Genomic DNA, 25,196 nt, shown 5'->3' with positions numbered 1-25,196 from the left:
TCTCTGTAACAATAGATAGATTTAAATACAATTAAAATGTCACATATATGCAACGTTTACACTGATGGTTCGACTGAAACGAAACATATTCCGTATACAATATAATATCAAGCATTCCGCAATGCGGAGCTGGCAGCGAACAGTATCAGATAAAGAAGAAGAAGAACGTGAAAGAGCAACGTAAAAAAGAAAGGAAGCAGGTGAGCTTGATTTGCTCAGCGACTCACCTGCTAAATACCAGAACCTATCGAAATTAACCTAAGCTATCTTCAGCGATGAAGTATTTGGGGTCTTCAATCACATTAATTTCCACCAAATTTCCGGCGTTGCGTAATAGCTTGCGGCATTCATCGCTCAAGTGTACCAAGTGCAAAGTTTTACCCGCATTAAGATAACGATCGGCTAACGAATCAATCGCTTCCAAACCAGAATGATCGGCCACGCGTGAGTTGGCAAAGTCAATCACCACATCCCGCTTGTCTTTTGCTGGATCGAACTGCTCCATAAAGGATGTGACCGAACCAAAAAACAACGGACCTTCAACCGCGTAAACGGTTGAACCTTTATGATCTTCTTTCGAAATAACACGGATATGCTTTGCTTGTTCCCAGGCAAACACTAATGCAGAAACAATCACACCAACTACTACGGCTACAGCCAGATCGGTAAATACCGTCACGGCTGAAACCAGTATCAACACCAAAGCATCACTGCGGGGTACTTTGCGAATAATTCGAAAGCTACTCCATTCAAAGGTGCCAATCACCACCACAAACATTACTCCGATAAGCGCTGCTAAAGGAATACGCTCGATCAGGGGTGAAGCGATAAGAATAAATGCCAATAAAAACAACGCAGCAGAAACACCGGATAAACGACCACGACCACCCGAGTTCACGTTGATCATGCTTTGCCCGATCATGGCGCATCCCCCCATTCCACCGAAAAAACCTGTTAACACGTTGGCCGCCCCTTGTGCAGCACATTCACGGTTACCTCGACCTCGGGTTTCGGTAATCTCATCCACCAAACGCAGGGTTAACAAGGATTCAATCAAACCTATTGCGGCAAGAATAACCGCATACGGGAAGATAATTTTTAATGTTTCGAAATTGAGTGGTACCGCGGGAATATGAAAACTGGGCAAACCACCTTTGATTGAAGCCACATCACCGACCACTCGGGTGTCCAGGTTAAACCCGACAACCAGCAGCGATACCACTACGATTGCAGCCAAAGAAGATGGTATCGCGGTGGTCAATTTGGGCAGGAAGTGAATAATCGCCATGGTTAACGCTACCAATCCAACGAGCATGTACAGCTGTTGCCCCTCTAGCCACGCCACATCCAATATCGAACCTTCCATTGCAGTTCCCGCTAACCATCCTGCCTCACCGGGTGTGCCAAACTGCCCCAATTGAGCGAGAAAAATCACAATCGCCAAACCGTTTACAAACCCCAGCATCACCGGATGCGGCACCATGCGAATAAATTTACCCAGCCTCAAAGCCCCGGCCAACATCTGTAAAAAACCCATTAAAACAACTGTGGCAAAAAGATATTCAACTCCGTGATCGGCAACCAAAGCCACCATCACCACCGCCAGAGCGCCCGTTGCGCCGGAGATCATTCCAGGGCGACCACCAAATGCCGCGGTAATCAAACCAACCATAAAGGCTGCATACAAACCAACCAGAGGTTCTACACCAGCAACAAAAGCAAAGGCTACGGCTTCCGGAACCAGCGCCAGGGCCACAGTTAAGCCAGACAATACATCATTTTTTACCGACGCGACTTTGCTCGGGTGAAGTTCAAACATGAATTTTTCTCAATTTACTTACAGATGGCGTGCTTATTTCGCTAAACACGGGAATGTTTTGTGATACCACTACGAAGGAATTGTTATTATCAACGAATGGGAAGGCGCGCATTCTAACGAAACACGCCTGATTCCTCAATGGACACACGTTTTAATCATCCCGGCCAGAGCCCTACGATGGAGTATTAAAGTTTGAGTGATATAAAGATCTGGGTGGATGCCGATGCCTGCCCGGTTGCAATAAGACAGATTATTTGCCGTGCTGCAGAACGCAGAATGATCCAGACAACGTTTCTGGCGAATCAGTTTTTACCCGTCCCCACCTCAGAGCATGTCCGTTTCGTGCAGGTAACAAAGGGGTTTGATGTTGCCGATAATGAAATTGCCCAAAGAGTCGGTGCGAATGATTTGGTCATTACCCAGGATATCCCGCTGGCAGCAGACGTCATTGAAAAAAAGGCGACTGCTCTAAGCCCTCGGGGCGAACTCTATACCCAAGCGAATATTCGAGCGCGGCTGACTATGCGTAATTTCATGGACGAACTGAGAGGCAGCGGTATTCACACTGGCGGCCCATCGGCTTTAGGTAAAACCGAGATCAAACAATTTGCCGATCATTTGGACCGATATCTCCAACAAAAAAGGTAACGCCTTTCTATTTCGACTCCGACAATCAAAGCCTTTGCTGAATAATGTCGCTATTCGGCAAAGGTAAAAAGCTCACCTGCCCGGAGAATAAATAGCAACAAGCCGATAACAATTGAAAACAATATCTGCCGAACATAATGGCATAGTGTGTATCTAATTGAAGTCTTTTATTTTCCATGAGCATCTAATGACACACACACAACGCAATGACACATTTTCTCTTCGTATTCTCTTCGCTACGATCGCTATTTTGATTTTGTCTTCCTGCACCCATGAATCTGCGTATAAGGGGCTGCAAGAAAGGGAAAAACAGGAGTGTATGAGAAGGTTTGATATTGAATATGAGGAATGTATCAAGCAGTTCGACAAAAGCTATGAAGATTACGAACGCGAACGGCAGGAACTACTAAAAGATAAAAGTGAAAACGCAGAAGAATAGCCAGGTAAAGGAATACAAAAGTTATGAAAGCTTTCTGGACAGCAAGCAGAAGCAATTCTTCGACACGCCGTTAATCCATCCATGGAGGCTCGTCGCCAGCATCCCTGCTGTCGACGGTCGAGTTCATTGCTTCTGATTTACTTGCTACCTACCTGGAAGGTATTCAGTATCTGAATTAAATAGAGCAGCCTGGAAACACTTTCGTCCTGGCAGACCATAGGAGGAAGAAAATAAAAATAGTTTGGCACCACAGCCTTTAGTGCCTTACTGCCAACATCGTAAACAACGTTTCTTTCATTAACTCCAGGTCAGAGAACTTTGGATTAATCATGCTTTCAACGTTGATACCATACAAAGAATTCAGCAAAAGCTTACCAAGCGCCTCTGCCGACTGCGCTCGGGTCACCTCACCAATTTCCTGCCCCTGAGTGATAGCTGCGATAATATTGTGCTCAACCGCCTTGAAATACTCCTGAATCATCGCCTGGATATCGGGTTCTTCACCGGATAATTCCAATGCGGTTTTCACCACATAACAACAACGCTCAGGGGTTTCCGACACAACGTTGGACAGAATTCTCTCGTAGAAACGCTTCAACCCAGCCAGAGGAGTTGGCTCGGCAGCCATATCTTCTGCAAAGTTCTGGGCTGTTAGCTCGAAATAGCTTTGAAGGGTGGCAATAAAAAACTCACGCTTGTTACCAAAAGCACCGTAGATACTGCCCGGCTTTAGGCCTGTCGCTAACTCTAAATCTTTAATTGAAGTGTTGGTAAATCCTTTATGGCGGAACGTCAGCAACGCCTTGTGTAACACCTCTTCCTTTTCAAACTCTACCGGCCGTCCCATAGATACCTCGATTTAGAATCTTCTTGCATAAAAAATCTATGATATCTGAGACATCCGGTAATTTAGAAATATCCTTATCGATTAAACACAACAGTCTTATGACCGTTTAATAGGACGCGGCTTTCCGCATGCCAACGGACAGCACGTTGCAATACGACTGCCTCGATATCACGGCCAATTTCCACCAACTCTTCCGGCGTGTTGGCATGGCTTACCCGCTCAACGGATTGCTCGATAATCGGGCCTTCATCCAGCTCGGCAGTCACGTAATGGGCTGTGGCACCAATCAGCTTTACACCGCGATCATAGGCTTGATGGTAGGGCTTGGCCCCTTTAAAACCGGGTAAAAAGGAATGGTGGATGTTAATCGCACGACCTTCCAGTTTCCCACACAAGTCATTGGACAGGATTTGCATATATCTGGCCAGCACCAGAAAGTCCGATTGTGTCTCATCAATAATGGAGAGAATTTGCGCTTCCTGATCCGCTTTAGTCGCCGGCGTAACCGGTAAATAGTGATACGGAACTCCATACCATTCGCAGAGTGGGCGCATAGCCTCATGGTTGGATACCACCGCAGTAATATCCACAGGTAAATACCCCCGCTTCCAACCGTTGAGCAAGTTATCCAGACAATGACCCCACTGGGAAACCGCAATCACCACCTTGGCTTTTTCTTTCGCATTACAGAGAGACCACTCCATTTGGTAGCGATCAGCAACAGATTGAAACGCCGACTTCACGTCATCCAGAGATTTCGGCCCTTCCACAGACTCCAGCACCGTGCGCATAAAAAAGCGCTGGGTCGAGGCATCTTCAAACTGTGAAGATTCACGAATATTAAACCCTTGCAAGGAAAACAGGCTGGCCACGGAAGCAACGATTCCAGGCTTATCGGCACAACTGAATTTAAGAATCAGCTCTTCAACCATAGCTGACATACATAACTCCTAAATGGATGGTATTTGGATCGAATAATTTCGCTCCATTCTACACAAATACTTTTATTTAACAGCCTAGTTAGCTGTTTTTTAACATTTTTTTCAAATAGCTACCGGTAATGGCCGCCCCGGCGAGCGAAAAACCACCATCTACAGGAATAACCGCGCCGTTAATAAAAGCAGACTCCTCTGCTCCCAGAAACAGGCACAGGTTGGCTACATCCCGCTTTTTCCCCAACCGCCCTGCTGGAATGCTTTGCTCAAGCTGCCAGCGCATCTTCTCTGTCGGTGCCAGTCGATCCACCCCTTCGGTTTCTTCGATAGGCCCAGGCACCACACTATTTACTCGAACACCAGATTCGGCCCATTCCAGAGCCAGGCTGCGCGTGACCATATCCACCCCTGCTTTGGCCGCACATACATGACTCTGGGCCACCATAGGCACCGAGGCCTGAGGGGCAGAAATATTAATTACACTGGCACCCGGTTTTAAATGCGGAAAGGCCGCCTTTAAAACATGAAATGTGCCGAGCAAATCAATTTCAATCACTGACCTGAAGGCATTGCTGGACATATCGTTGGCCATTGCAGGGAAGTTACCCGCAGCACCGGAAACCAGCACATCAAAACGGCCCCAACGGTCAGCAACGGACTGAAACCCTTCTTCCACGGCATCCAATTGACGCACGTCCGCAATAAACCCCATGGCTTCCGCCCCCAGCTCTTCCAACTCGGCAACCGTGCGCTCAACCTTCTCCAGATTACGGCTGGCAACGGCCACCCTGGCCCCCACTATGGCGAACTCCCGCGCTATGCCCTGGTTAATACCGCTGGTACCACCCACCACCACCACGGTTTTTCCGGAGTAATCAAAACGAATGGCCATGCCCTTCTCCCGTATTCACGATTGAAAAAATGCCTTAACTGCCTGCCCAAAAGCCTCACTGGACAAGGCCGCTGAGAAGGCTTCATTTTCTCTTTTTATTGTTTGGCTCACGACCTGCTCGTTCGCCTCACGCAATAAACGCTTGGTGGAAATCAACGCAGACCTCGGTTTTTTACTGAGTTTTTGCGCCTGATTAAGCGCCACAAAAAGCGGGTCATTCACCAAATAATGAATGATCCCCTTGGCATATGCCAGTTCGGCTGGAATTTCTTCCGCCATAAGCAGGGATTCAGCAGCAAAGCCATAACCACATAAACGGGGCAAAAGATAACTGGCGGCAAACTCCGGCACCAACCCCAAATCAACAAACGGAAAACGCAGTGATGCGGTTTTGCTGGCATACACCAAGTCACAATGCAGCAGCAAGGTTGCGCCAATCCCCACAGCTTTACCACTTACCGCCGCCAGTATCGGCAAAGGGCAATGGCGCATAGCATTCATAAACTGAATGACAGGATGATTCTCGTTCGACACCTCCGTCAACGCGCCTAACTCCGCCAAATCAAAGCCGGCAGAAAAACAGTCTTTCCCTCCATGCAGTACCACCGCCCCGGCCTTTTTGCTGAGATCCGACTGGGAAAGCGCTTCCGCCAGAGCCTGATACATAGGCAGCGTCAGCGCATTTTTCCGCTCTGGGCGATTAATCCCTACCACCAATACCTCTCCCTCGAATCGAGTTGTGACTAACTCTGTCATTATTATTCCTCCATCTATCGGTATATTTTCCTGGTTCGTCGCTATGCGACCGACATGTTTACTGCGCTACAGCAAAAAACGCGACATTTTCTTTCAAACTACCCGCCATGACTTGCATCTGACAGCAAGGCCGCTAAAATCGCGGCTTCGTTGGAGTGACCCTATGAATATACGAGCTTTTCTGAATGACCGAGTCCGCAATGCTATGTCCGATGTGGGCATACCCGCAGACTATAGCCCTAATGTTTCCATCAGTAAAAAAGAAGGTTTTGGTGATTACCAGGCCAATGGCGCTATGGCCGCGGCCAAGGCATTGAAAAGCAATCCACGGGATATCGCTCAATCCATCGTAGGCAGCCTGGAACTCGGGCAGATCGCAGAAACAGTCGAGATCGCTGGCCCAGGGTTTATCAATATCCACCTGAGCAATGACTGGTTGGCCCAACAGCTACAGGAAATTTCCGCCGAGATCCAAAAGTCCACCGCCACCGAGGAAGAACCTCACAATGTGGTGATTGACTACTCTTCCCCCAACCTGGCGAAAGAGATGCACGTCGGCCACCTGCGCTCCACCATTATCGGCGATGCCATCGCCCGCGTACTCGAATTCTTGGGCCACAATGTTGTACGCCAAAACCACGTTGGCGACTGGGGAACCCAGTTCGGCATGCTGATTACCGAGTTGGAAGAGCAAATGCAAAGCGGTGACGCTGCAGAATTTGCCTTACAGGATCTGGAAGGCTTTTATCAACAAGCAAAAAAACGCTTTGATGACGACCCCGAGTTTGCTAACACAGCGCGGGAGTATGTTGTGAAGCTGCAATCCGGTGACCCGAAAGTGCTTAAGCTTTGGGAGCAATTCAAGTCAGTTTCCTTGCACCACAGCGAAGAGATATACAAAAAGCTGAATGTCACATTGACCCCGCAGGATGTTCGCGGCGAGAGCGCATACAACGACCAGCTCAAACCGATAGTCGACTACCTCAAAGAGGAAGGACTGGCCGTTGAAGACGATGGCGCAACAGTGGTATTTCTGCAGGAACTGGCAGACAAAAACGGCACACCCAGCCCGGTTATTGTGCAGAAAAAAGACGGCGGTTACCTATATGCAACAACCGACCTTGCCGCATTGAAATACCGCGCAGAAGAGTTAGACGCAGACCGGGTGTTGTACTTTATCGATGCCCGTCAGTCCTTGCATATGCAGCAGGTGTTCACCCTTGCACACAAAGCCAAGCTTGTCGACGAATGGACCAGCCTGGAGCACCACGCATTCGGCACCATGATGGGTAAAGATGGCAAGCCATTTAAAACCCGTGATGGCGGCACAGTTAAGCTTGCCGCACTATTAGATGAAGCAATTGAACGCGCTCACGCCATAGTGAAAGAAAACCAGGACCTGACGGAAGAAGAGAGCCTGAATATTGCGCAGAAAGTTGGGATTGGTGCGGTAAAGTACGCAGACTTATCTAAAACCCGTACCAACGATTACATATTTAATTGGGATTCAATGCTCAGCTTTGAAGGTAATACCGGCCCATACATGCAGTACGCCTACACACGAGTTCGCAGTGTGTTCCGCAAGGCCGAAATCGATATGGCCGACTTCAATGCAGAAATTAAAATTGAAGCGCCGCAAGAAAAAGCACTGGCATTAAAAACCCTTCAGTTTTCTGAAGTGGTGGAACAGGTTGCCAATGATGCGTACCCTCATGTGCTATGTAATTACTTGTACGACTTGGCCAGTTTGTTTATGAGTTTTTATGAGGCCTGCCCGATACTGAAAGAAGGCACTGAGGAAGACGTGAAAAACAGTCGACTTATGATCAGCAAAGCGGTTGCCACCACATTGGAAACCGGCCTGGATTTGCTTGGCATCGAAGTAATGGAAAAAATGTAATACCGCTTCGCAAGCTTGAATCAAAAACTCAGAACACCAGGGAATCCAGTTATTGAGTCATTACTGGATTCCCCCCCCCCTCGGTTTCTCACTTTAGTTTCTCTCAAGACAGAGTTAATGGTTGCCCGTAAAAAACGCATAAATACCTCCCTGTAGCTTACTCAATTCATCCCTGAATTAAGTATTTTTGACTGCCCATCCGTAACGCTATACAGCCATCTGCCCATCAACACTTACCCCCAACCCTCACGTATTCCTTTCTATACTTACTGCAAACAACCGCCGGCACGCCCACATCAATAAAATCCGATGGCGATATATGCAAAAAAGCGGTGTTCCGTATTACTCTTTGAATAGTCGGTCATGCCAATGAAACTAAAAACACTATTTTCTGTTACAGCCTTAATGGTCACCTGCCAATACGGCCATACAGTTCCCGCAACACTCGCCACACCCACATTGCCCCAAACAGACTTCCCCAGTCGTACGTACTACGACGCAGAAACAGCGAAACAGCTTCCAGACATTGTTATTCGTGGCAACCCATTGGCCTACCATCCCAAACGCAAGAAACATCTGATCGTCATGTCCCACAAAGAACTAGAGGGGCAAAAGTATTACGTCATCAACGAGCATACAAAAGAAAAAATACTGAAAGGCGTCATCGGCAAATCCATTAGTGGTAAAAGCCTGTATGCACCTTTCGACCATAACTACACACTCGATGTCAGCCAAATAATAAGTGAAGGGAAATACACGCTGATTATCGATACCGAAAAACACAATCCTTCATTCTTATTTGAGGTTGCCTACTCCAGCATCCAACCCAGCACCCGAATAAGTGAAATGCTCACGCATTTAAAATCAACGCGTAGCGGCACAGCCGATACGCTGTATCACCCAGCAACGCATTTGCAAGATAAAAACACGCTCATTGTTAGAGAAGCCAATAAAGAAACTGATGTTCCGAAATCCTACCGAGGTGGTGTAGATGAAAAACTCGGGCTGTATACCGTTGATGGAAAATACATTTGGAAATCCACAGGTAAAAATATTGACATGCTTGGCGGATGGTATGATGCCGGAGATTATATTAAATTCACCTTAACCAATGCTGCCACGGCTTATTATTTATTAGAGGCGTACCAAACCGCACCAGAGCTTTTCCTAAAGAAAAGACACTTGTCAAAATCAAAATACAATGACCTGCTCGATGAAGCCAAACACGGCCTGGATTATTTATTAAAAACTCTACCAACGGATGACAATTTTATAATGCAGGTGGGGTCGCAAGAAGACCACAACGCAGGCCACCGACTACCCGAAACCGACAAGCTCTCCGGGCTGCGACGTCCAGCATTCTCTGCACTCGTTCCACAGCATATGGGGCTGGTGGCAGCGGCTTTATCAAAAGCATCTGTTGTTTACCGACCCTACGACGAAAAGCTGGCAGACAATTATCTAGCGTTCGCGAAAAAAATCTGGCAACGAGCCAATCAAGACGATGTATTAAATTACTACCCATATGATCAACCCTGGTTTTACAACGATGTGAGTATTGCCGACAACCTGGCGTTAGGTGCAGCGGAATTATATAAAGCAACCAAAGAGAAAAAATATCTCAAGGCCGCACAACAGCTTGCTCAACAAGCTGGCGATGTCACTTATGTAAGCTGGGAGTCCTATCACCTGCCCGCCAACTTGGCTCTAAGCCAGTACGATAACACCGCCAAACAGCGAGTGCTGAGCGGGTTGGATTTATTCAAACGCTTTTCACTTTCGCAAAAACCAAACGACCATTGGGACGATGGCAATATCTGGGGACGTCCAATGAAATCGGTATGGGGCGGTTTATATAATGAATTACATGTTGCTGCTGCAGCGGCAGTACTGGGCGCAAAAGGTAACCCCGAGTATATGGACCTTGCCTACAACGTGGTGGATTATATGTTTGGCCGAAATAACTGGGGAATCAGTTTTCTATCCAGCCAAAAAATTCCACAGGCTGTAACGCAAACCTACAGCCAGATATATTCGTTACAACCACACATATTCCCAACAGGGGCAATTTCTGAAGGACCGATTGGAAAAAAAGCTCACGATGGAAATCTCGGCGGCGCGACGAATCGAAAAGTTATTGAGGAAGATATTGCCAACAACCCCTACAACACAGAAGACGAAGTTTTTGTTGATAACAATGGCGATTACACCACAATGGAAACCACCATTTGGGGACAAGCGGTGGGTATTTATTTAATGAGTACAATCTACACGTACGAGAAAAATCTTTAAATAAATGCTATGAAGCCTTTTCCTGCGCTGCCACTCTGGCAGCCAGGTTTCCCCGATATTCAAACAACAACTCGGTTATCCCCTTTTGCATCCCAGGCCTTAAAATAAATGTGTTCCTTATACCAAAGCCAGCCATCAGCTTCATTAACGAAGCCGAAGTCGCCGCATTTTTCACTTTCACTAATTTTTCGGGTTTGGAATAAACCAGCTCAGTAGGCGACCGAAGCAGAAAATTACCCGGTTTTGCGGGCATTGCGGTTTCGGGATACATAAAACACAACAATTTTGTTTCCGGTGTACAGTAGGGGCTCAAACGCTCACCCAAAGCACGCAACTGCTGCTGAGAGCAATAATTAAAAATGTCCCAACCCAAAATTACGTCGAATTTAGTTTCAGATGAATAACTCAAGAGCTGAGGGCTAATAGGTAAATACCCATTATCACCCGGCTTTAGCGATTGTGTAGAGCGCCACCAGCGAAGCGACGATATCAAGTCTTCGGTATACACCTCATCGGCATATTGTTGCCAGAAATTTGCGTTTTTACTGTTTTTCAAACCCAGATCCAAAACGCGAGTGCCTTTTCGGTGACGCAGATAGGACACCACAGATTCAAGAGCTGGCGATTGATGACGCAGTAAACCTTTAGTCAGAATGGAGCTGGTTGTTTGAAGCACTTCGGTTCGTGTCGCATGTTTTTTTCGCAACGCCAAGTTAGGCTGGAAACGTAAAACATACTCAGAAATAGCAGAGTGCATGCCATCCATTCCAACCACAGTACTTTGTAAATAATACTCGGGGATTTTTTTTAACAGTTGAGAGGTATTGTGCTGGGGGACATGCCGTTTCCGCATATCGACCGTATCAATTGCAACGTGTTGCGTGTCCTTGATAGCAAATTTTCTTGGCAGCACAGGAATATCGTCACTGACATACTTAAACATATGCAACAGTGTATCGGGCTTGCAATGCTGTTTTAGTTTTTCCAACAACGCCTGCACAGCCTCCAGTTCGAGATAATTAAAAATATCCCAACTTAATATTACGTCAAACTTCTCGCCCTCTTTATGAGCAAGCAAATAACGCTCAAGGCGATAGATTAAATTTTGCGTGGAAAGTTTGCCGTATTCCTGAATAAACTCATCCAGATTTTCGAAGTGAATTTTACAACTCAGTTGAGAGAAAAAAGAAAAGTTCGCAGCCACCATCGGCCCGAGATCAAGTACTCGATTTCGTTGCGAGGATTTTATTTCATTATATATGGCAGCAAGGCCAGGAGATTTATGCAGGAACATATACAAAAAGTGCCTGAGTTAACCACCCCAGGCACTTTTCACAATTACGCCGTTTCGGTCGTAGATTTTTTTGCTGGTGACGATGAAGATGAAGTGGAAGAATCTGTTACTTTTTGAAAATCTGATTTTCGAGATTCCACATCCATATCAATAGAACCACGGAACTTGGCACCATCTTCCAGGGTTACTCTGTCTGCGACAACGTTACCTTTTACATTACTTGATGAAAGAATGGAGATTCGCTCTTGACCGAACAAGTCACCTTCAACACTGCCTTCTACCGTGATAGTTTTGGCCAGTACGTTGGCTTTAATGGAACCTTGCTCACCAATGGTTAAATTGTTGTCTTTTAAATCAATAGTTCCTTCAACCTGACCTTGTATTAACAGGTCTTCTTCACCAACCAATTCCCCTTTAAAGCGAATTTTCGGGCCGATAACAGCAACAGGTTGTGCTTTGGATGATTGAGGCGTGATAGGTGTTGGCGAAGGTGTAGATACAACTTTTGGTTCAGCCGGGCGAGATTCTGGAGCGGCTTTTTGTGGTTCACTTTTATTACCAAGCATCGGGTTAACTCCTAATTCTTCTTGATCTTTTTCTTCTTCAACTTCTTCTAGAGTTTCTTTTTCTCGAACTTCGTCTATAGCTTTATCGTCTTGACCTTTCCGGTCCTTTTGAAACAATCTCTTCATGACAGGACCTACTCGACCAATAAGACAGCGCTGTTATGTTTCTGACACATGCGATGGATACTATTAATTGCAGTTGTGCGTTCTTTAATCTTGGTAAGCATCTTAACCAAAGCTCCTCAGCTAACACTAAAGCTCAGTGTGACACTCACCTAAGAGAGTGGTTTTGATTTGCCCCAAGAAAGATAAAGGTCAAATGCGTCAGCGATGTTACACGAAGATTTGTTGAAACTGCACACTTGATTTGAAAAAAAATTAATTTTTGCAAAATTGACGCCTAATACAACATGTTCAACCTGCGATCCTGGCAACGTGTTCATTTATGCACACATCACAAAAACATTTTGTGATTAATTTAACACTTTCAAATTATGCTCCATTTCTTTTGCATACATGAGACACTAGAAGCTCAAGAAATATTCCACAAAATTTTAAAAAAAATGTCATGCTGCATAGATCGGTTACAACTACCTCAATCGTGGTTACTCAACACGCCTCAGGCGGGTAAAGTGAAAAAACGCAATGGCAATAAATCACTATCTAATTGTTATTTAGCTAATATGCAGTAAGAAAGAAGAGAAACGTACACTTTCTGCATCAACCAAGATAAAGCAGATAGTGTATTTTTTTAAAATGTGCCAGAAGTACGAGATTAAAAATCCCGGCGGAAATTTGGCAAGGAATTGAGTAACGCTTTACCGTAGCGTTTTGATATCAGACGTCGATCCAAAATAGAAATTGTTCCCGTATCCGATTCCGTTCGCAATAAACGACCACAAGCCTGAACTAACCGCATGGCCGCATCTGGAACACTTATTTGCATAAATGCATTTCCACCATTGGCTTCCACCCATTCAGCTAACGCGGCCTCAATCGGGTCATCCGGAACAGAGAAAGGAATTTTTGCAATAATCACGTGGGAGCAGTAATTCCCCGGAAGATCAACACCTTCAGAAAAACTGGCCAAACCAAAAATAACGGACCCGTTACCGTTTTCTATGCGCGTTTTGTGTTTTTTTATTAAAAGTTGCTTCGATTCAGCACCCTGCATTAACACAATTCTACGCAAGTCATCCGGCAGTTCTTCGTGTACATCAACCATTTGTTTGCGTGAGGCAAACAAAACCAGTGTGCCCGCTTTGACATCAATTATCTGCGGCAACAGTTCAACAACACTGTCCGTATGGGCGACCGCATTATTTGCATCAATCGCGCCTTCAGGAATAGTGAGCAGCCCCATTGCATTAAAATCAAACGGGCTGGGCACAACATTATAAGTCGCATGATCATAAGTACCGGTACGCTGCTTAAACCGATCAAACGAATTTAATGCCGTCAGTGTTGCAGAAGTCACCACGGCACCACAGCAACGAGACCACAAATCTTTTTCCAGTGCTTTTGAGGCTAATATTGGGCTCGAGACAATTTCATAATCCGCAATATCGTTAAAGGTCACCACAGTAATCCAGCGCGCAACCGGCCAGTTGGCTTTGTGCTTGGTATCAGAATAACTTTCCCATAACTCCATATTGGCTTCCGCCCTATGCAACCAGGAGCCAACAACAGGATAAATGCTTTCCAAGTCGACTAATGGAACGGCAGGATGATCTTCTTCCATCAGTTCCCCCAGCTCTTTGTGCATTTTTGTCAGCACCTGAACCAATTCTGCAAACTGCGCTGCAAGGTCTTGAGCGAAGAGTTCTAAATCTCCCGGCACCACACCTTGAGCAAAACGGAGCTGTATTTTTTGCTGGGTTTGATCCGCACTTTGAACAAGCGCATCCATTTGCGGAAGGTAGGCTTCCATAATGGAGCGAGTTGCCTTAAGCGTGGACTCTAGCGGCACCGACAACTGCATAAAATAACTGGCTTCGGACAGAGGCTCGACAATGGACGGCCATTGCCCCTCACTTTGCCCCAACCAACGAATGGTGCTTTTGTAACGGGTATGGCAACTGAAATGATTTAGCGCTTTGTCGGCAAGGTGGTGGCCTTCATCAAACACATAAATGCACTGCTCCGGTGCAGGCAAAATCGCACCACCACCAAGGGACAAATCCGCCAAGACCAAATCGTGGTTGGCAACAATGCAATCCGCTTCACCCAATGCTTCCCGCGCTTTAAAAAAAGCACATTGACGAACGTGACTGCACTTTCGCCCCGAACATTGACGGTGATCAGTCGTCACCCGTTGCCAGGCAGCGGGCATGATTTCCGCTGACCAGTTATCGCGGTCCCCATCCCACTCACCTCGACCAAGTTTACCCATCATATCGCCGTAGAGTTCACTGTCTTCGGCGCTAATTAAACCGGCTTCATCTTCGTAGAGAGGAATAAACTGATCGTCTGCACTGGATAAAATTGCATCCAGTTTGGCTAGACACAAATATCGGCCACGCCCCTTTGCCAAACGAAATTGAAATTCCAAAGGCGTGTGACGAATCAGTTCGGGTAAGTCTTTAAAAATAATTTGCTCTTGCAGGGCAACCGTGGCCGTGGCCACGATTACGGTTTTATCCAGCGCTTGCGCCATCACAATGGAAGGCAGTAAATAGCCGACGGTTTTCCCCGTACCGGTTCCCGCTTCAACCACGGCAACATGGGGCGTATTGGTACGTAGCCCTTCGCCATCCAGCTCAATATTTCCCAGCGCTTTTGCCACTTCAGCGATCATTAACCGCTGCCCATAGCGTGGAGTTAATTCTTTATTTTCCAGAAACTTCGAGTAGGCAGTTTGAATCGTTTTTTTGGTGCTATCACTTAGTGGCAAGATAAAACCTACTGTGCTTTTTATTTATCGTGTTCGTGGTGCTGACCCAGCTTGGTCAGTACCGGGTTGGCATACCCCTGTAAGAGTATTTTCTTCCAGCGCGCATCAATTCCATCAATACGGGCAAGAAACTCCTCACGCTCTTTTTGCCAGGACTTTTTAGTAAAGTCTTCGGCCTGGTTACCAACTGCAACTTTCGGTGCTTCGCCCATCAGCATTTCATAAGCGAAACAATTTGTTGGGTGCAGAACATAAGCACTATTCACACGCTCATCCAAAACTTCCGCCACCTGATCCGCATCTTCAAAAGTACCCGTTAAAGGTTCACCAAACGCTAGATGCACTGCGCCTTTGTAGCCGGATATTCCCATTGCGATACTTTGCACATCCTCGTGTTCATCTTTGGTATAACTGCCAAATGTTTCCTTGTGATAAAGCTCTCGCGCTTTGGCTTCATCACATGGATCATATTCGTAAGAAATGGTCACCGGCACAATTCGACTGTTGCCAATAAACTCAGCAAAGTTCTGCGCTTTTTCCTTGCTTAAAGCAAACATATTAATAATGGCCGGATTAGTTCGGTCAATACCGTCTTTTGCTCGCCCTTCCCGCTGCGCGATCCAGATATTTTCATTGTCCTGATGCAGTGAATGCTGGATATAACGGGATAAAAGCTTTGCGGCTTTTAGTTTTTCCCGTGGTTTGGTTGCCGAGCGATTCACAATAAAGCTTTTGTTCAAACGCATCAGCCGCGAAGCAAAAGGTTTGGTCAGCAAGTTATCACCGATGGCAATACGCAAAGTGGTGAAACCGTTGTGGAACAATGTCCAGTTTACGAAGGCCGGATCCATCGCAATATCGCGATGGTTGCTAATAAACAAATAGGACTGGGATTTGTCCAGCTTTTCCAGACCGGAAACGGATAGATTGGTGACGGTTCGATCAATGAGCGTCCCAAGGTAGGATTCGATCAGAGCCTGAAAATCAGCAACTGTTTTTACACCGGAAAGCTGCTTGGCTAACTTGCTTTGAACCACAGATCGAAGCACATGCTTGAGAAACCGACCAGTTTTGGGCAGCTTTAACGCAATTATGGAGTCGATAAACTCCCGGTCTTCCAGTAGCTGCTGCAGTACATCGGCCACTTCATCGTCGTTATACGGGCGAATATCGTCGAACTCTGACATCAGCCTAACCTATCCTCTGTTGTTTAAAAATCAATCGAATGTGGGATTGTCCCACGGAAAAAGGCGGGAATTATACCTGTTCCGAAAAGAGTTATTTAGTTTTTGAAGTGAAATCCGTCGTTTTTGTTTCCCTGTGATAGACTTAAAACCAGTGGGCATAAAAAACTTTGGGTGAAGCTCTCCTGGATGAAGATACTCCTTGTAGAAGATAGTGCAACCTTACGCCACGCGATGAGCAGTTACATTCGGGCATTCGGCCACGATCCTTTAATTGCATCTAGTGGGGAGGAAGCGTTACAAATTGTCGATAAGACACCAGTTGACATGATCATCATGGACGTCGAAATGCCGGGTCTGGACGGTTTTGAAACAACCCGCCTGATTCGCGAATGGCTTGGCGATCACTGGATTCCGATTATTTTTGTCACAGGTAAAAGCGAAGACGAAGACCTGGAGCACGGTATTAATGCCGGTGGCGACGATTACCTGATCAAACCTGTTAGCCAGGTTATTCTCAAGGCCAAAATTCAGGCCATGGAGCGCATCACCAATATGCGCGACCAACTTAACCAATTGAATCAGGACCTGAAAAACCTCAGCCAGATTGATGGTTTAACCCAGCTCTATAACCGACGCACCTTTGAAGAGAAAGCTCATGAGTACTGGCGTCTGGCCACTCGATCCAAAGAGCCTTTGGCAATTCTGCTGCTCGATATCGACCACTTTAAGCTGTTCAATGATTACTATGGGCACCCGGCCGGTGACGAGTGTATCAAGCTGGTGTCCTCTGCCCTGCAAAAATGCCTAAACAGACCGTCAGACCTTGTCGCCCGGTATGGTGGCGAAGAATTTATTGTCATGCTGCCCAATACGCCGCAAGACGGAGCCTACCATGTCGCGGAGCACATCCGTAAAACAGTCGAAAAATTGAATTTGAAACACCGGGCCTCCACCAGCAGTGATCGGGTAACCGTCAGTATCGGTGGCAGCGTGGTCAACTTCACCACAGGTTCCAGTCTGCAGCAACAAATCAGCCTGGCCGATAAAGCCCTGTACGAGTCCAAACAGTGCGGTCGAAACCGTTCCACAGTCAAACTCTACAACCCGCATAACACGGTGTTAGTGGTGGACGACGATGAAATCAGTATTGATATTATTTCCGAAACGCTACGCGGCCACAGTACTGTAGTCAGCACCCGCAGCGGTGAAGAATGCCTGAATATGGCAAAAGAATTAAAGCCGGACGTTATCATCCTGGATGTGTATCTACCGGGAGTAAACGGCTACGCAGTATGCCAGTCCCTGCGGGATGACCCCTCAACAGCCATGATCCCGGTGATATTGATTTCGGTGTGCGATAAAGAAGAACTGACCCGCTTTGGCAAAAAAGTGAAGGCCAACGCCTGCTTACAAAAGCCGCTTGAACATCACCGCCTGATTGCCAAGGTCAATCAGTTCATCACTTAGCACACACCGTTATGCAATGAGCCCGGATTAAAGGTCAATCTTGGGCTCGCGTCGCGCGTGATACCAGTTTACAGGCTTGGAGAATCTATCCACCAGATCCACCACATCCAGAATCATGGCAAACAGCGCCATACGAACTAACACACCATTGTCCGCCTGACGGAAAATCGCCAGTTTCGGGTTCTGGTTCAGGTCGTTATCCAACTCATTGGCTTCAGAACGCGAATCGCGAGGAAGCGGATGCATGATCACGGTATTTGGCTCACAGTACTTGGTGTAAATAGCCTGATTTAAGCGGAATTTGCCACGGTACAAGTCGGCCTCTTCTTTGGAATTAAAGCGTTCTTCCTGGATTCGCGTGGAATACACGATATCCACATGCTTGATACTACCCGGCAAGTCGGAAGAGATTTCTACGGTATGGCCGGCTTCACGCAGAAGTTCAACATACTTCTCTGGCATGGCAAGTTCTTCGGGCGAGACCAAGACAACGTGAAGATTCTTGTACAAACGTAGCAAACGACTGAGTGAGTGAACGGTTCGACCAAACTTCAAGTCGCCAATCATAGCGATACGCAGGCCGTCCAGGCTGCCGCCTTTATCTTTCACTTCTTTCTGGATGGTGTACAGATCCAATAATGCCTGACTAGGATGCTCGTTGGCCCCATCACCGCCGTTAATGACCGGAACCCGGCTGGCGACGGCAAATTCGCCAACCGAACCCGAATCCGGGTGACGCATACAAATCACATCGCTATAACCTGAAAGCACACGGGCGGTATCGTGCAGGGATTCCCCTTTCGCTATGGCTGAGCTCTTAAAGCCCGTAGTCTCGCGAACTTCACCGCCCAGAAGGTTAAAAGCACAACCAAAACTGACTCGAGTCCGGGTACTTGGCTCGAAGAACATGTTGCCAAGGATCGCCCCCTCTAAAACACGGGTTACTTTTTGCCTCAACGCATAAGGTTCCATTGCGTCTGCGACGGAAAAAATCCTTTCAATATCCGCTCGCTCAAATTGATCCACTGAAAGAATATGGGCACCAGCAAAATTCACAAATAGATCCTCACGCACATTAAATTTGGTGGCTATTTTACCGGGGCTTCGACCTAAATGGGTAATTAATTCACTGCGCTTGGTCAAATGGGAGAAGAATGGTGCCCGAACAAAAGTCGGGCAGCCAACTTTAGGCAAACACATGAACGCAACCGAGACTTTTGCGGGAGGCCAACTCTAATTAGGCCGATCAACATCTCCTCCCCTGACAAGCAGCTGAACACAACTCCTGTTCTGACTTACTTCCCAATATGACCGACAATGCTGTTCTCATAGCGGTACGCGACATAATCACTACAAGCGTTGAGAATCGCTATTGCCTGGCTGTCCCCGGCTTTTTCTTGCTTTAACGCTCCAATTTTGTCGGTTATTTCCTGCCACGAAAGTTTGTTTTCCCCACCGTAATACAAACTATGAGCAACGGTTTCATCCCACTCTTGTTGTTCTACCTCAGTTAAATACGAGTAAAAGTTACGAGCCAAATATTTTGGCAGGATATTTGCCAACCGAGTGTCTTCAAATACAAAGCGATTGCCTTGTATATTTTCCGGTTTCAGGTTGCGAACGTTTTGCATCAATGCTTTATCACTATTGCCGATAAAGCCATCATACAGTTTCTGCTCCGGGTCCTTTTTTTCTTCGAAAACGTTTAACTGGAACACCGCTTGCAGTTTCGCTGAGATATCCATCGATCGAATTTTTTGCCAATGGATTTCACATTGGTTTTTATCCAAACCAAAACGCGCTTCCATCTCTTTACTCACCAGTTTAGGCGTAGCAAGAATCGGGCACTTATTCAAATGCACCAGCTTCAACGGAATACGCTCCTGGCCTTCAGGTAAATCCTCCTGAGCAACAAATACACGGTTGGCAATTTCTTCCGCACTCAACGTTGCCAGCTCAGCCGGGTCCACCGAAAGGTCATAGGTGATCACAGCATTTTTATTCACTGGGTGTATCGCCAAAGGCACGATGAGTGCCGAACAGCCACGTTCAGAAGAAAAACGAGAGGAGATATGTAACAACGGTTTTCTCGCCTGAATATCAATCAGCGCGTTTACCGCCTGCTTGGAACGATTGCTATAAACGTAATCGTACAACTCCGGCTTTCTGGTTTTGATTATTTTTGCCATTTCGATGGTCGCTTCCACGTCCGAATAGGCATCATGGGCAGACATATGAGAAATGCCGTTGGCCTGTGTCAGCAACTCCAGCTTAAAGCTGGGCTTACCATCCACGACTGGCCACTCAATGCCTTCCGGTCTGACAGCAAAAGTCAGCCGAAGCATATCGATAATATCCCACCGGGAATTTCCATTGCGCCACTCCCGCTCATAGGGGTCATAAAAATTACGATAGAGAGTGTAACGTGTCACTTCATCATCGAAGCGCAACGAGTTGTATCCCACGACACAGGTTTTCGCCTGCATAAATTCCTGATGGATGCGCCGGATAAATTCTCGTTCAGGAACACCTTCACTTGCCGCCTTTTGCGGCGTAATTCCGGTTACCAAACAGGCTTCTGGATTAGGCCAAATATCTTGCGGTGGCTGGCAATAAACGACCAGAGGCTCGCCGATAATATTCAAATCTTCATCAGTCCTCACACCTGCAAACTGTGAAGGACGATCAACAGAGGGGGTGGCGCCCCAAGTTTCATAATCGTGCCAATAAAGTGTTTTCAAAAGATGCACCGCATTTGGTATAGCCCGCCTGAAAGAAAAGGATCGTCAGACAAAAAAATAATTCAGCCAACTGTGTATTAGCTATTTTACTCATTACTGCCCAGAAAGAAAAAACAGCAAAATGAAAAAATCAATCACACCAGCTCTAAACAATAATATATGTAAGGTCAATATGCGTACAAGTTCGCATAAAAGAATCAATGTAAGTAAAGCTTTTAGGACCACGTTTCAGGAAAAACAGTCCGGAACTTATATTCAACAAACCTCAACAACCCCTAGATGACGTACTTTACCACCCAAGAGAAAACTATTCCGCGGAAATTCAATGTTATTGCAATGATCGTTCTTGTTTTTATTCACAATCAATATTGGACTAGTAAAACCAAACAAATAAATTGTAACCATCAGCACGATGCTGATCGCCAGGAAACGTTTTACAAGAAAAAAAATAAAATAATATTATGAGGAATACATACCATGAATAGACATGTATGTTACTTAATCACGTTACTTATTATTTCTATGGCAGTTAATTCACACGCACAAACAGATGGCGTTAATTGTAGTGGATTACCCGATTTCACTGGTCCAACTGTGCCCGCACTCATGATTTCAGACGGCATGGTAATTAAATACAAAGAGAATGCCTACCAGTGTAAAGTGGCTGGCTGGTGTAACATCTGGGGTCCATACACACCAGGAGAAGGTTGGGCGTGGCGTTATGCCTGGGATCACCTCGGTCACTGTGCACCCGATACCAGCTCCAGCAGTTCCAGTTCAACCACTTCCTCGACCAGCAGTACGTCCAGCTCCAGTTCGAGTACCACGTCGTCGTCCTCGACCAGTAGCTCGTCGTCATCCGGCGGATCAGTTTCCACCCGCATCATCTTTGCCGATTATAATGAGCCGGCGAACTTGACCATAGCCACTCAGGACTCTGCGCACGCGATGTTTTCAGTTGGGCTTTCCGGCACCATCAGCTTCGATCATTTCAAAGTTGAATTTATTCCGCCCAATCAACAAGTGCAAAATTGCGCCATATACCAACCCTGGCAGCAAGGTCAAACTTACATGGGTAATCAGTATGCTATTTATAAAAACATGCTGTTTCAGGCCAAATGGTGGACAAGTGAATCTCCGGCATCGTCAACATCCTGGGGAGCCTGGGAATTTATTGCAGCCTGTGAATCTGCAGGCATTTACGGCACTGGATTTTCCTGGAATTACCCTTACCAGCCTGGCGTAAAACGCTATAGCAAGGAATACTATTTCCCCGTATCCGGCGCTTACACGCTAAAAGGCTGTGCATATGATGCGCAAGGTGTAGCAAAACACTGCTCCGAAAAAACCATTACCGCGGGCGCTGTGTCTAATCAGGCACTGCATTTCGCCAGCCCAAGTACATCAAGCCCAATATCTGCACCGATCAATGTTGATATCGATGTATCATCGGGAACAACAAGCCAAATAGGGCTGTACATTGACAGTAGTTACTCCAGTACAGCTTTTTTCCAAAGCGTGTTGAGTTCACCTTTCGCTTACACCCTAAACGCAATTCTCGATACCTATAATACCGATACCAACCCTATCTATTCAGGAGAGCACGCTCTTTATGCGGTAGGTATTGATAGCCAGGGTGCGATTAAACAGGCGTCAATTACCGTATCTGTTCAATAAGTTACGCCTCCCAAGGCACAGAGGTTCCTGGCGCTCTGTGCCTTTTTCCAGCATTGACAAACACAACGCTTTCAACAAAAATTACGTCTAAGCTTTTGGGACGCTTTACCTACGAAAGAGTTGTACTCACCCATAATCGTACTCATCGATAGTAGTACTTACCTATTTATACTCTTTTGCGGCTTTTCCAGGTAGGAGGAAATAGCATTTACAAAGGAGTCGTACTATGGCCATCCGCCCATTCGTTTCTGAAAACTATTTTAAAAATGAAGCCTCGAAGTTATTCAAGCATCTTCATTCAGACAATCCAGTCAAACAGAAATTCGCTGAACAACGTTTTTCGATACTAACGCGCTATGCGTTGACACCCGATACCATCCAAAGAAAACACGCTTTAACGGTAGTAGCAATTGAAGCCGGATTTGGCTCCTGGTCAAAGCTGAAGAAGCAAATTAACAAGTCGCCAATCAACTATCGTGATTTTTTTGGTGCACCACAATTTGGTGGCACATTAAACCATTGGTTTAAAACCTACTCGGCCGCCAAAGAATATCTGCGCGCAAAAGGAGGCTATTTACTCCCCTTTCGGGATCAGTATTTTGTTGCCACACCGGACTTTATTCAGAATATTGGCCTCGATCAACAGGACCCTGATTGGCAACGCATTGGCTACGACTGGATTCACCCCGAATGTCCGAAAGCACTTAATCGTCTGAAACAGAAGTTAGAAAGTGCTTACCAACCAGGCGCATAATTTACTGCACTAAGACAAGACGAGATCAAAGTGATACACTGCTGCCTTTGATCTCGTCTTGAACGAAGAGCATATGATGAAACCGTTTTCTCAAGCCTGCGAAAATAATAAAAACCCCATCCTGAAAGAGATTAAGCACACCTTCTCAAAAGACGAAAAGATTTTTAACGTGCTCGAAATCGGAAGCGGCACTGGCCAACATGCGGTGTATTTTGCAGAGCATTTGCCACATATTCATTGGTATACCAGCGACTTAAAAGAAAATCATTCAGGCATCAGTGCCTGGATTGACTCATCACCAATCTCCAATATTTCCCACCCTCTGGAATTGGATGTGACAAAAATCTATTGGCCCGATGAATATCTAAAAGATATTGACGCGGTCTTCTCGGCAAACACTACCCACATTATGCCGTGGAAAGCTGTTGTTGATATGTTCAAGGGGTTTCATCAGCTCCCACAATTAAAAACCATCGTCTTCTACGGTCCATTTAAGTATAACGGTGAGTACACCAGTGACAGCAATCGACAGTTTAATTTCTGGTTAAAAGACCGGGCCAGACACCAGGGAATTCGCGATTTCGAAGCAGTGAATGAACTGGCTGAAGCATCTGGGTTTCATCTGCAAAAAGATGTTTCAATGCCCGCAAACAACCAACTCCTCGTATGGCAAAAAATGCCGAAGTAATCATGATTTTTGTTACCAACCATATTCAACTCAGTGACGAGGAAATTGAATTCCAGGCCATTCGCGCTCAAGGGGCTGGAGGACAAAACGTCAATAAGGTTTCCAGTGCGATCCATTTAAAATTCAATATTCAACAGTCCAGCCTACCTCCTTATATTCAGCAGCGGTTATTTGCCGTCAATGACCAGCGGATATCAAAGGATGGTGTTATCACCATTAAAGCACAGAGTTTTCGTACCCAGGAAAAAAACAAACGAGATGCTATAGACAGGCTGGCCGAACTTATTCGTTCCGTCTCCGTAACGCAAAAACGAAGAATCCCAACAAAACCCAGTAAGAGTTCCAGAAATAAAAGAATGGACAAAAAAACCAACCACGGAAAAACCAAACAATTGCGAGGCAAAGTCACCTGGTAAATAAATTATTTATCCAAAAAGTATTCACGCAAATAAATTTCCCTCAACTCCTCGCGGCTTCCTTTTGCATACCAAAACAGTCTTTTTTGAATTAACTTTTTGTCCTCACTTTCTTTTAATAGTACCTTATTAACACGATCTATAATTGTTTTCCCCCATGCATTTTTCGGGCAAGCCACATGTACCTTCAGAAAAGGTGTGTCTGCAATTTCTGTAATATTACGTACTGAATAGTCCGCCGCCATATCATGCATGGATGCGTGGTAAGACATAACTGCCGGATACTCGATTATGTATTCAAGACGATGATTAAAAAGCATTTTTATCAGGCTTTCATAAAAAGGCACATCCAGAATATTCAACTGATCGCCATAATCAGACGTCAATTGATTAAGGGTTGCAGTATAACGCCCCCGACTCAGGCCACCGAGAAAGCGTTGATCCGATAAAAGATTAATCAGCTGAATTTGATGACCAGGATAAGCTTGAGCAACACGTTTATTAACAAACAACTTATGTGGCAGAAGAATACTATTCACTTTTGACAAATGGGCATCCGTATCGGCTAACACGGATGGATGACATACATTGTGCTCAAGCTTCATTTCAAACAATACTCTCTGGGTTGTCATATTCACCCGCCGATGAGTGTATTCAGGTAGCGCTTCTTCAAAAGTATCCAGCAATTGATCATAAAGCCCTTTGCCTTTCATCTTGCCATGCAGAATGTAAAACGGAGCCCAGTCAGTTACACGCCATGTAATTAGATTTTCTTGTCCCCTTCGCTCCAAAGCTTCTACACACTGAGTGCTAAAAAGCAGGGTCCCAATTAAAAACCATCGCAATCCAATCATGAACAAAAAATCCAATGATGTTGTTGTCATAAAGAGTCTAAAGCCCATATACAAAAAACGCATTTCATCAATAAAAGTGGTATGCATCATGCTTTCATAGTGCAAAGACAAAAATCTGTCACCCGTTGGAG

General features: G+C 45.9%; 21 protein-coding genes. 9 read left to right on the top strand and 12 right to left on the bottom strand.

Translation table 11 applies throughout. From position 1 onward, the window contains the following. Positions 1-253: 253 nt before the first annotated feature. Positions 254-1,819 (bottom strand): SulP family inorganic anion transporter, encoded by a 1,566-nt coding sequence (locus tag P5V12_RS03740; RefSeq protein ID WP_316955899.1) that lies wholly within the window; start codon positions 1,817-1,819, stop codon positions 254-256. Between the two features lie 201 nt (positions 1,820-2,020). Here P5V12_RS03740 and P5V12_RS03735 point away from each other — a divergent pair, with 201 nt between their 5' ends. Next, complete coding sequence (locus P5V12_RS03735) at positions 2,021-2,467, top strand: YaiI/YqxD family protein (protein WP_316957405.1); 447 nt, start codon at positions 2,021-2,023, stop codon at positions 2,465-2,467. 187 nt (positions 2,468-2,654) lie between these two features. Next, positions 2,655-2,906, top strand: a complete 252-nt coding sequence (locus P5V12_RS03730) for a hypothetical protein (protein WP_316955898.1) — start codon at positions 2,655-2,657, stop codon at positions 2,904-2,906. A gap of 256 nt (positions 2,907-3,162) precedes the next feature. On the opposite strand, the gene P5V12_RS03725 is transcribed toward P5V12_RS03730, so the two are convergent. The 4 genes from P5V12_RS03725 to P5V12_RS03710 form a co-directional block, all read right to left on the bottom strand. After that, the gene (locus P5V12_RS03725; RefSeq protein WP_316955897.1) at positions 3,163-3,753 is read right to left on the bottom strand and encodes a TetR/AcrR family transcriptional regulator; all 591 of its coding nucleotides are present in this window, start codon (positions 3,751-3,753) and stop codon (positions 3,163-3,165) included. 74 nt (positions 3,754-3,827) lie between these two features. After that, positions 3,828-4,694 carry a formyltetrahydrofolate deformylase gene (gene purU / locus P5V12_RS03720; RefSeq protein ID WP_316955896.1) on the bottom strand — a complete coding sequence of 289 codons (867 nt, stop codon included), beginning with the start codon at positions 4,692-4,694 and terminating at the stop codon, positions 3,828-3,830. A 79-nt stretch (positions 4,695-4,773) separates the two neighbouring features. Beyond that, positions 4,774-5,580 (bottom strand): SDR family oxidoreductase, encoded by an 807-nt coding sequence (locus P5V12_RS03715; protein WP_316955895.1) that lies wholly within the window; start codon positions 5,578-5,580, stop codon positions 4,774-4,776. Positions 5,581-5,595: 15 nt separating this feature from the next. Then, entirely contained in the window at positions 5,596-6,336 is a 741-nt protein-coding gene (locus P5V12_RS03710; RefSeq protein ID WP_316955894.1) for an enoyl-CoA hydratase-related protein, read from the bottom strand. A 163-nt stretch (positions 6,337-6,499) separates the two neighbouring features. Here P5V12_RS03710 and argS point away from each other — a divergent pair, with 163 nt between their 5' ends. Both argS and P5V12_RS03700 read left to right on the top strand, forming a co-directional pair. Beyond that, positions 6,500-8,236: an arginine--tRNA ligase gene (gene argS, locus P5V12_RS03705; protein WP_316955893.1), complete on the top strand. Its 1,737-nt coding sequence runs from the start codon at positions 6,500-6,502 to the stop codon at positions 8,234-8,236. 369 nt (positions 8,237-8,605) lie between these two features. Then, positions 8,606-10,528, top strand: coding sequence for a glycoside hydrolase family 9 protein (locus P5V12_RS03700; protein WP_316955892.1), 1,923 nt, complete (start codon positions 8,606-8,608; stop codon positions 10,526-10,528). Positions 10,529-10,535: 7 nt separating this feature from the next. Here the strand turns inward: P5V12_RS03700 and P5V12_RS03695 are convergent, their stop codons facing one another. From P5V12_RS03695 to P5V12_RS03680, 4 genes are all read right to left on the bottom strand, one after another. Further along, positions 10,536-11,822: a class I SAM-dependent methyltransferase gene (locus tag P5V12_RS03695; RefSeq protein WP_316955891.1), complete on the bottom strand. Its 1,287-nt coding sequence runs from the start codon at positions 11,820-11,822 to the stop codon at positions 10,536-10,538. Positions 11,823-11,866: 44 nt separating this feature from the next. Further along, positions 11,867-12,514, bottom strand: coding sequence for a polymer-forming cytoskeletal protein (locus P5V12_RS03690; protein ID WP_316955890.1), 648 nt, complete (start codon positions 12,512-12,514; stop codon positions 11,867-11,869). A gap of 649 nt (positions 12,515-13,163) precedes the next feature. Next, positions 13,164-15,281: an ATP-dependent DNA helicase DinG gene (dinG, locus tag P5V12_RS03685; protein WP_316955889.1), complete on the bottom strand. Its 2,118-nt coding sequence runs from the start codon at positions 15,279-15,281 to the stop codon at positions 13,164-13,166. A 20-nt stretch (positions 15,282-15,301) separates the two neighbouring features. Beyond that, the gene (locus P5V12_RS03680) at positions 15,302-16,468 is read right to left on the bottom strand and encodes a 1-acyl-sn-glycerol-3-phosphate acyltransferase (protein ID WP_316955888.1); all 1,167 of its coding nucleotides are present in this window, start codon (positions 16,466-16,468) and stop codon (positions 15,302-15,304) included. 186 nt (positions 16,469-16,654) lie between these two features. Between P5V12_RS03680 and P5V12_RS03675 the strand changes: the two genes are divergently transcribed. Then, positions 16,655-17,935: a diguanylate cyclase gene (locus tag P5V12_RS03675; RefSeq protein WP_316955887.1), complete on the top strand. Its 1,281-nt coding sequence runs from the start codon at positions 16,655-16,657 to the stop codon at positions 17,933-17,935. Between the two features lie 27 nt (positions 17,936-17,962). Here the strand turns inward: P5V12_RS03675 and P5V12_RS03670 are convergent, their stop codons facing one another. Next, positions 17,963-18,991 carry an aspartate carbamoyltransferase gene (locus tag P5V12_RS03670; protein WP_316957404.1) on the bottom strand — a complete coding sequence of 343 codons (1,029 nt, stop codon included), beginning with the start codon at positions 18,989-18,991 and terminating at the stop codon, positions 17,963-17,965. Between the two features lie 239 nt (positions 18,992-19,230). Further along, complete coding sequence (gene sbcB, locus P5V12_RS03665) at positions 19,231-20,676, bottom strand: exodeoxyribonuclease I (protein WP_410483320.1); 1,446 nt, start codon at positions 20,674-20,676, stop codon at positions 19,231-19,233. Between the two features lie 477 nt (positions 20,677-21,153). Here sbcB and P5V12_RS03660 point away from each other — a divergent pair, with 477 nt between their 5' ends. The 4 genes from P5V12_RS03660 to arfB all read left to right on the top strand — a co-directional run bounded on the left by P5V12_RS03660 (position 21,154) and on the right by arfB (position 24,211). Next, complete coding sequence (locus P5V12_RS03660) at positions 21,154-22,353, top strand: hypothetical protein (protein WP_316955885.1); 1,200 nt, start codon at positions 21,154-21,156, stop codon at positions 22,351-22,353. A 226-nt stretch (positions 22,354-22,579) separates the two neighbouring features. Continuing rightward, entirely contained in the window at positions 22,580-23,107 is a 528-nt protein-coding gene (locus P5V12_RS03655) for a hypothetical protein (protein ID WP_316955884.1), read from the top strand. A gap of 73 nt (positions 23,108-23,180) precedes the next feature. Next, positions 23,181-23,795, top strand: a complete 615-nt coding sequence (locus tag P5V12_RS03650; RefSeq protein WP_316955883.1) for a DUF938 domain-containing protein — start codon at positions 23,181-23,183, stop codon at positions 23,793-23,795. A gap of 2 nt (positions 23,796-23,797) precedes the next feature. Then, a complete protein-coding gene (arfB, locus tag P5V12_RS03645; RefSeq protein WP_316955882.1) occupies positions 23,798-24,211 on the top strand; it encodes an alternative ribosome rescue aminoacyl-tRNA hydrolase ArfB in 414 nt (137 codons plus the stop codon). 5 nt (positions 24,212-24,216) lie between these two features. Here arfB and P5V12_RS03640 read toward each other — a convergent pair whose 3' ends face one another. Then, positions 24,217-25,176: a hypothetical protein gene (locus P5V12_RS03640; protein ID WP_316955881.1), complete on the bottom strand. Its 960-nt coding sequence runs from the start codon at positions 25,174-25,176 to the stop codon at positions 24,217-24,219. Between the last annotated feature and the right edge of the window lie 20 nt (positions 25,177-25,196).

Origin of the sequence: Teredinibacter sp. KSP-S5-2, from assembly GCF_032773895.1 — a bacterium.
GTDB lineage: Bacteria > Pseudomonadota > Gammaproteobacteria > Pseudomonadales > Cellvibrionaceae.
The sequence above is the reverse complement of the archived record's forward strand: the minus strand, read 5'-3'. Positions and strand labels throughout refer to the sequence as shown.